The 6,877-nt window shown below is 65.8% G+C and carries 6 protein-coding genes and 2 pseudogenes; 1 reads left to right on the top strand and 7 read right to left on the bottom strand.

Going from position 1 to position 6,877, the window contains the following annotated elements:
- Positions 1-7: 7 nt before the first annotated feature.
- A pseudogene (locus A5634_RS04010) lies at positions 8-1,174 on the top strand (HNH endonuclease signature motif containing protein); the annotation flags it as partial.
- A gap of 17 nt (positions 1,175-1,191) precedes the next feature.
- Here A5634_RS04010 and A5634_RS04005 read toward each other — a convergent pair.
- The 7 genes and pseudogenes from A5634_RS04005 to thrS form a co-directional block, all read right to left on the bottom strand.
- Positions 1,192-1,398 (bottom strand): annotated as a pseudogene (locus tag A5634_RS04005) (DUF4334 domain-containing protein); the annotation flags it as partial.
- A gap of 132 nt (positions 1,399-1,530) precedes the next feature.
- Positions 1,531-2,577, bottom strand: coding sequence for an NUDIX hydrolase (locus A5634_RS04000; RefSeq protein ID WP_065142794.1), 1,047 nt, complete (start codon positions 2,575-2,577; stop codon positions 1,531-1,533).
- On the bottom strand, positions 2,577-3,701 hold the full coding sequence (locus tag A5634_RS03995) for a glycosyltransferase family 4 protein (protein ID WP_065142793.1): 1,125 nt from the start codon (positions 3,699-3,701) through the stop codon (positions 2,577-2,579). The genes A5634_RS04000 and A5634_RS03995 overlap by 1 nt, the downstream gene beginning before the upstream one ends.
- Positions 3,701-4,651 carry a phosphatidylinositol mannoside acyltransferase gene (locus tag A5634_RS03990; RefSeq protein ID WP_065142792.1) on the bottom strand — a complete coding sequence of 317 codons (951 nt, stop codon included), beginning with the start codon at positions 4,649-4,651 and terminating at the stop codon, positions 3,701-3,703. Before A5634_RS03990 ends, A5634_RS03995 begins: the two co-directional genes overlap by 1 nt.
- The gene (gene pgsA / locus A5634_RS03985) at positions 4,648-5,301 is read right to left on the bottom strand and encodes a phosphatidylinositol phosphate synthase (RefSeq protein ID WP_065142791.1); all 654 of its coding nucleotides are present in this window, start codon (positions 5,299-5,301) and stop codon (positions 4,648-4,650) included. Before pgsA ends, A5634_RS03990 begins: the two co-directional genes overlap by 4 nt.
- Entirely contained in the window at positions 5,298-5,873 is a 576-nt protein-coding gene (locus A5634_RS03980; protein ID WP_065142790.1) for an HIT family protein, read from the bottom strand. The genes pgsA and A5634_RS03980 overlap by 4 nt, the downstream gene beginning before the upstream one ends.
- The coding region (gene thrS / locus A5634_RS03975; RefSeq protein WP_065142789.1) for a threonine--tRNA ligase at positions 5,849-6,877 on the bottom strand (1,029 nt) is incomplete at its 5' end. The genes A5634_RS03980 and thrS, both read right to left, overlap by 25 nt.

The following is a 6,877-nucleotide window of genomic DNA, read 5'->3' as shown; positions in this document are numbered from 1 at the left end:
TGGGGTTATGTCGTCGAGCGGATCTGCTGGGGTCGTGGAGGTGGATGCCGGTGAGCGTCTTGAGGTGTTGTTTGAGGAGTTGGCGCAGTTGTGCGGTCAGCGCAATGCCATTGATGGGCGCCTGGTGGAGATCGTGGCCGAGATCGATCGCGAGGAGTTGGGCGGGATGACCGGGGCGCGGTCGGTGCCGGCGTTGGTGGCCTGGCGCACGGGTTGCTCACCGGCCAACGCCCGCACGATCGCGGCCATCGCCAAGCGCTGGGAGCAGTTCCCGCGCTGTGTCCAGGGCATGCGCGAGGGCCGACTCTCGCTGGATCAGGTCGGAGTCATCGCCGAGCGTGCCGGGGCGGGCTCAGATGAGCACTACGCGCAACTGGCCCAGGTCGCCACGGTCAACCAGTTGCGCACCGCGGTCAAACTCGAACCGCGACCCCAACCCGAACCCGACCCGCAGAGCGAAGCAGAACCAGAATTGCAGCCGCAGTGCTCGATCACCAAGACCAGCAACGAGACCAGCAGTTGTTATCGCATCACCTTGGATCACCACAGCGCGGCCAAGTTCGATGCCGCGCTGGCTTGCCATCGTGACGGGCTGATCGCGCAATGGAAACACGACCATGAGGGCAGCGCTGCGGGGGAGCAGCGGCCCCCGCTACCGGGCACCGCGCAGGCGTTCATGCGTTTGATCGAAACCGGCTGGGACACCGAAGCCGCCCGCCGCCCCCACGACCAGCACACCACCGTGGTGGTCCACCTCGACCCCGCCCAGCACAGCGCCGCCCTGCATCTGGGACCACTGCTCTCTGAGGCCGAACGCCAATACCTGACCTGTGATGCCACCTGCGAGCTCTGGTTGGAACGCCACGGCCAACCCATCGGCGCCGGACGCAGCACCCGGCTGATCAACCGCCGCCTGCGCCGCGCCCTAGAGCACCGCGACCGCACCTGCGTGGTGCCCGGCTGCGATGCCACCCGCGGACTACACGCCCACCACCTCCACCACTGGGAAGACGGCGGCCCCACCGAACTGAGCAACCTGGTCCTGGTCTGCCCTTATCACCACCGACTCCACCACCGCGGCGTGATCACCTTGACCGGTGACGCATACACCCTGACCGTCACCGACCACACCGGCCGACCACTACCGCAGGGATCACTGGCACGACCCCCCACCCTTCTGAGCGGACTGGCTTACACCCGTTCGAGGTAGAAGTATGCGTAGCGCCCGTTGTCCAGCGCGTTCTTGCCGTTCATGATGCCCATGACGGCGTCGTCGTCGATCTTCTTGAAATGGTCGTGCACGGGCTGCCCGTCGAACACCATCGTCGCGGTCACCTCCCCGCGGAATTCCTCCATCCACAAACTGCCTTCGCCGTTCTCGGTGTTGGAGTACTTGTTGTCCGGCACGTTCTTTGAGTTCCGTGAACTTCTTGCGGAGCAGGTCATCACTCACGGCGCTCTCCAATCCGACCAAGGAGTGCGCTCACCTTAACGCCGAGCGGCACACCACCGGACCGGAACGCCACGAACTCAGCGAATAGATTGCGGCCCAATGGTTTCCCGCGCTTCACCCGCCTCGACCCCAGCCGAGTGGTCCGCCAACTCGACGGCCGCGGGCAACAACTCACCGAGTTGCCGCGGATACACCTGTTCTCCGGCGGCGATCAGGTCGGCGATGTCAGCCGAACTGCACCAGCGAGCGCCGTGGATGTAGCGGTTCTCCAGCTCGGTACGCCCGGTGGCCACGGGCTCAAACCGGCGACAACGGTGCACCAAGTAGAACTCTTCGCTGTCAATCATCGAACCGTTGAACTCGAAGACCTCGTCGCGGCGCCACACCGGCCCGACCAAATCGCTAGGCGAAACCCGCAATCCGGTTTCTTCGGCCAACTCCCGGGCCGCGGCTTCGGCCAGCCGCTCGCCTTGGCCCACTTCGCCCCCCACGGTGAACCACCACCTGGGCGCATCGGCAAGAGCGGGATCAGAGCCGCACAGCAGCAGCACCGCGCCGCTCTCGTCGAGTAGCACCACTCGCGCCGAGGTGCGGTGGTTCAGTTCGTCGTCGGTATGCCGCTGGGCGTGCGGACGCTCGGCGATCTCGAAATACGTTGGCAGCGGCGCCCTTCCACCCAGGTGGAACAAACGCACCATACGGCGCTCGGCCAGCACCAGAGTGTCGCGGACAGCGTCGTTGTGGAATCTGCGGGCCAGCAACACCCGGGCTTCGGCGTCGGCAAGTTCAGCTACCAAACCCGCCGGCACCGATGCTGGATCGACCAGTGCCAGCGCAGCGGACAGCTCGTTTTCGGCGGTCTCGCGCGCGGACCGCGGCGCACGCTCGGCAGCGTCGGCCAACGCCGCCAACTTCTTGCCCTCCGCCGAGCCGCCGTAGGCGTCGAGCGCGATCGCGCGCGCCACCACCGCGCGGCGTGCCAGCGCGCTGTCCAGCACCTGCCAGGACAGGTCATAGCGAACGTTGAGCCGGTCGAGTCGGTTGGCCCGCTGATACCCCCAGGCGCCGAACACAACCAGCAGCACGAACAGTGCAGCGATCAAAGCCACCAGCAGCCAGGTCACTAACTGTCCACCTGGATCTTGACTCCGGCTCCCGCGACCGTCTCATAGACACGCATGATCTGGCTGGCCACCACCGACCAGTCGTACCGGCGAACCGCCTCGCGGCCGGCCGACACGTAACCCTGCCGCAGCGCGTCGTCCTGCAGCACCGCGATCAAGGCCTCCGCCAGCGCGGCGCCGTGCTCCACTGGGACCAGCCGCCCGACCTCACCGTCCTGCAGTACCCGCCGAAACGCGTCCAGGTCGCTGGCCACCACCGCAGTGCACGCGGCCATCGCCTCAACCAGGACGATGCCGAAACTCTCACCGCCGGTGTTGGGCGCACAGTAGACGTCGGCGCTGCGCATCGCCGACGCCTTCCCCGCGTCGTCCACCTGGCCCAGGAACCGCAGGTTATCCACGAATCCGCTTGCCTGAGAGCGCAATTCGTCCTCATCGCCGCGGCCGACGATCAGTAGCTGCAGATCGGGAAATCGCTGCACAACGGTGGGCATCGCCGCTAGCAGCGTCGCCATTCCCTTTCGCGGCTCGTCATAGCGTCCCAGGAACAGCACCGTTTTGCCCGGCCGCGGATACCCGTTCAAGGGTTGCGCCGAGGCAAAGAAATCCACGTCGACACCGTTGGGAATTTCCACTGCGTCCGATCCCAGCGACTCCATCTGCCAGCGCCGAGCCAGGTCGGACACCGCAATTCGTCCCACGATCTTCTCGTGCATGGGCCGCAGCAATCCGCCCAGCACGGATAGGCTCAGCGACTTGGTGGCAGAGGTGTGAAACGTCGCAACGATCGGGCCTTCGGCGATGTTCAACGCCAGCATGGACAGGCTTGGCGCGTTCGGCTCGTGCAGATGCAGTACGTCGAAATCCCCGTCTGCCAACCACTTTTTGACCTTGCGGTGGGTGGCCGGGCCGAACCTCAGCCGCGCCACCGACCCGTTGTAGGGAATGGGCACCGCCTTGCCGGCCGACACCACGTAGTCAGGCAGCGAGGTGTTCTCCGACACCGGTGCCAAAACGCTGACCTGGTGTCCGCGGGCGGACATCACCTCGGCCAGCTGCAGAACGTGCGACTGCACCCCTCCGGGCACATCGAACGAGTAGGGGCAGACCATCCCGATCCGCATCAGCCGTCCTTTAACCAGGCCTGCCGGTCGTCCGACAGATCCGCCAGCCACTGCGGTTGCAGCATGTGCCAGTCTGCGGGATGTGCCGCGATATTGCGCGCGAAGTTTTCGGCCAGCTCCTGGGTGATCGCACCGACATCGGCACTGCTGGTGTCCACTGGCGAGCCGAACTTGAAACCCCACCCGCTGCCCTCGAACCAGCAGTGTGACGGCAGCAGCGCGGCGCCGGTCTTGATCGCGAGCTTCGCGGACCCGGCGGGCATCCGGGTCGCCTCGCCGAAGAACTCGACCTCGACGCCGTTGCGGCTGAGGTCGCGCTCAGCCATCAAACACACGATGTGGTTGGCGGCGAGCCGCTCGGCCAGCACCTCGAAGGGAGACCGTGGACCCCCGGAATGCGGCAGCACTTCGAAGCCGAGTCCCTCGCGGTATTCGATGAAGCGCCGGTACAAAGATTCGGGTTTGAGACGTTCGGCAACGGTGGCGAAGGTGCGGTGGCGCTGAGCGATCCAAATGCCGCCCATATCCCAATTGCCGCTGTGCGGCAGCGACACGATAGCGCCGCGCCCGGCGGCCAGCGCCGCATTCAGATGGTCCTGGCCACCGACTACGTCGTCCAGTTGGCGGGCGATTGCGCGGTGGTCCATGGTCGGCAGCCGGAAGGCTTCCCGCCAGTAGCGGCCATAGGACGCCAACGAAGCGCGCATCAGCGAGTCCGGCACTTCGGCGGGCCGCACGCCGATAACCCGCGCCAGGTTTTTGCGCAGCTGTTCGGGCCCGCCATTGCGCGCGGCGTAGCGGGCTCCGGCGTCAAATGCATTGCGCGCAGCGAACTCTGGCAACGCGCGAACTGCCCGCCAACCGGTCGCATACACCCATTCGGTCGCCCGCCCGGTCACGTAATCGCGACCGCGACTGGGCAGCCTCAGCCCCACTGACGGAGGTATCACTGGTCGCTCTTTTCCGCGATCGGAATTCGGTCCACGGCACCCGGTGAAGTCCGCACCGCAAACAGCCGCTGCCCACAGGTGACGACGCTGAGCACCGCCAGTACCCACATCGCGATCGGCAGCGCCGGGGGCCATGCGACGAACGGGAAGTCCGACACCCCGGCCCCGACGAGCACGATGATCAGCCGTTCGGGCCGTTCGATGAAGCCGCCGTCGCCGCGCAGCCCGCTGGCCTCGGCTCGAGCCTTGATGTAGGAGATCACCTGCGAGGTGACCAGGCAGATCAGCGTTGCCGCGGTCAACGGCTTGTCGTGCATGCTGAACGCGATCCACCACAGCAACCCGCAGAACACCGCGCCGTCGCTGATCCGGTCACAGGTGGCGTCCAACACCGCACCGAAGCGGGTGCCGCCGCCGCGTTCCCGCGCCATGGCCCCGTCGGCCATGTCGAACAGCGTGAAGAACCAGACCACGCACCCCCCGAAGAAGAGCTTGCCCATCGGGAACAGCACCAATGCCCCAGCCATCGAGCCAACGGTGCCGATGACGGTGACGATGTCGGGCGTCAGACCAATCTTCAGCGCCCCCCGGGCAACCGGGTCGGTGAGCCGCGCGAAGAACGCCCTGGACAAGAACGGGAGCTTGCTCATGACTGCCTGGCCCATTCATCGGCCAGCAATCGACGGGTCTCGCGCAGCAACTGCGGTATCACCTTGGATCCGCCGACGATGGTGATGAAGTTCGCGTCGCCGCCCCACCTAGGCACGACGTGGACGTGCAGGTGCTCGGCCAGCGAGCCGCCTGCCGACGTGCCGAGGTTGATACCGACGTTGAAGCCGTGCGGACGGGACACGTTCTTGATGACGCGTATCGCCTTCTGGGTGAACGCCATCACCTCGGCGCTTTCAGGCTCGGTCAGTTCTTCCAACTCCGACACCCGCCGGTAAGGCACCACCATCAGATGGCCGGGGTTGTATGGGTAGAGGTTGAGCACGGCGTAGACGAGTTCGCCGCGCGCCACCACCAGTCCGTCCTCGTCGGTCATCTGCGGGATGTCGGTAAACGGGCGCGACGGGTTGGCCTCGTCGCGCTTGCCCGGGGCTTCGGCGAGGTAGTTCATCCGGTACGGAGTCCATAACCGCTGCAGGTGGTCGCGCTGGCCGACGCCGCGGTCGTGAATCGTATCGTCCTGCTCGGTCACGGCCCGGCCGCTTTCACCAATTCGGCTGTGGGAGTGGCATTTTCGCGGCTTCTCACCCAGTCCACGACGGCCGACACCGCGGTGTCGCGGTCCACCCCGTTGAGCTGGGTGCGATCGCCGAACCGGAAGCTCACCGCGCCGGACTGCACGTCGCGGTCGCCGGCGAGCAGCATGAAGGGCACCTTCTGGTTGGTGTGGTGCACGATTTTCTTGGCCATCCGATCGTCGCTGGTGTCGACGATCACCCGCACACCATGCGACTGAAGTTGCGCCGCAACGTCTTGCAGATAGGGAATGTGTTCGTCGGCCACCGGGATACCGACGACTTGCACCGGCGCCAACCAGGCGGGAAACGCTCCCGCGTAGTGCTCGGTGAGGATCCCGAAGAAGCGCTCGATCGAACCGAACAGCGCGCGGTGAATCAGGACCGGACGCTGCCGCGATCCGTCGCTGGCGGTGTATTCCAACTCGAACCGGTCCGGCATGTTGAAGTCGATCTGCAACGTCGACATCTGCCAGCTGCGGCCCAGCGCGTCCTTGACCTGCACCGAGATCTTGGGCCCGTAGAACGCCGCACCGCCGGGGTCGGGCACCAGGTGCAAACCGGAGGCCTCGCCGACCTCACGCAAGATCTCGGTGGCCTCGTCCCACACCTCGTCGGAACCGACGTACTTGTCCGGGTCCTTGGTGGACAGCTCCAGGTAGTAATCGTCCAGGCCGTAGTCGGCCAGCAGGTCGAGCACGAACCGCAGCACCGATGTCAGCTCGTCGCGCAGCTGCTCGCGGGTGCAGTAGATGTGCGCGTCGTCCTGGGTCATGCCGCGCACCCGGGTCAGCCCATGGATCACACCGGACTTCTCGTAGCGGTAGACGCTGCCAAACTCGAAGAGCCGCAACGGAAGTTCGCGATACGACCGTCCCCGCGACCGGTAGATCAGGTGGTGCATGGGGCAGTTCATCGGCTTGAGGTAGTAGTTCTGGCCCGGCTTGCGCACCGTTCCGTCCGCATTGAGTTCGGCGTCGAG

Source organism: Mycobacterium asiaticum (assembly GCF_001673365.1).
In the GTDB taxonomy this organism is placed as follows: Bacteria; Actinomycetota; Actinomycetes; order Mycobacteriales; family Mycobacteriaceae; genus Mycobacterium; species Mycobacterium asiaticum_A.
This window is presented reverse-complemented; position numbering and strand designations above follow the sequence as displayed.

What these genes read in the sequence shown, in the direction of transcription:
- pgsA (WP_065142791.1), bottom strand. Translation starts at nt 5,301, where the DNA reads ATGAGCAAGCTCCCGTTCTTGTCCAGGGCGTTCTTCGCGCGGCTCACC.
- A5634_RS03995 (WP_065142793.1), bottom strand. Translation starts at nt 3,701, where the DNA reads ATGCGGATCGGGATGGTCTGCCCCTACTCGTTCGATGTGCCCGGAGGG.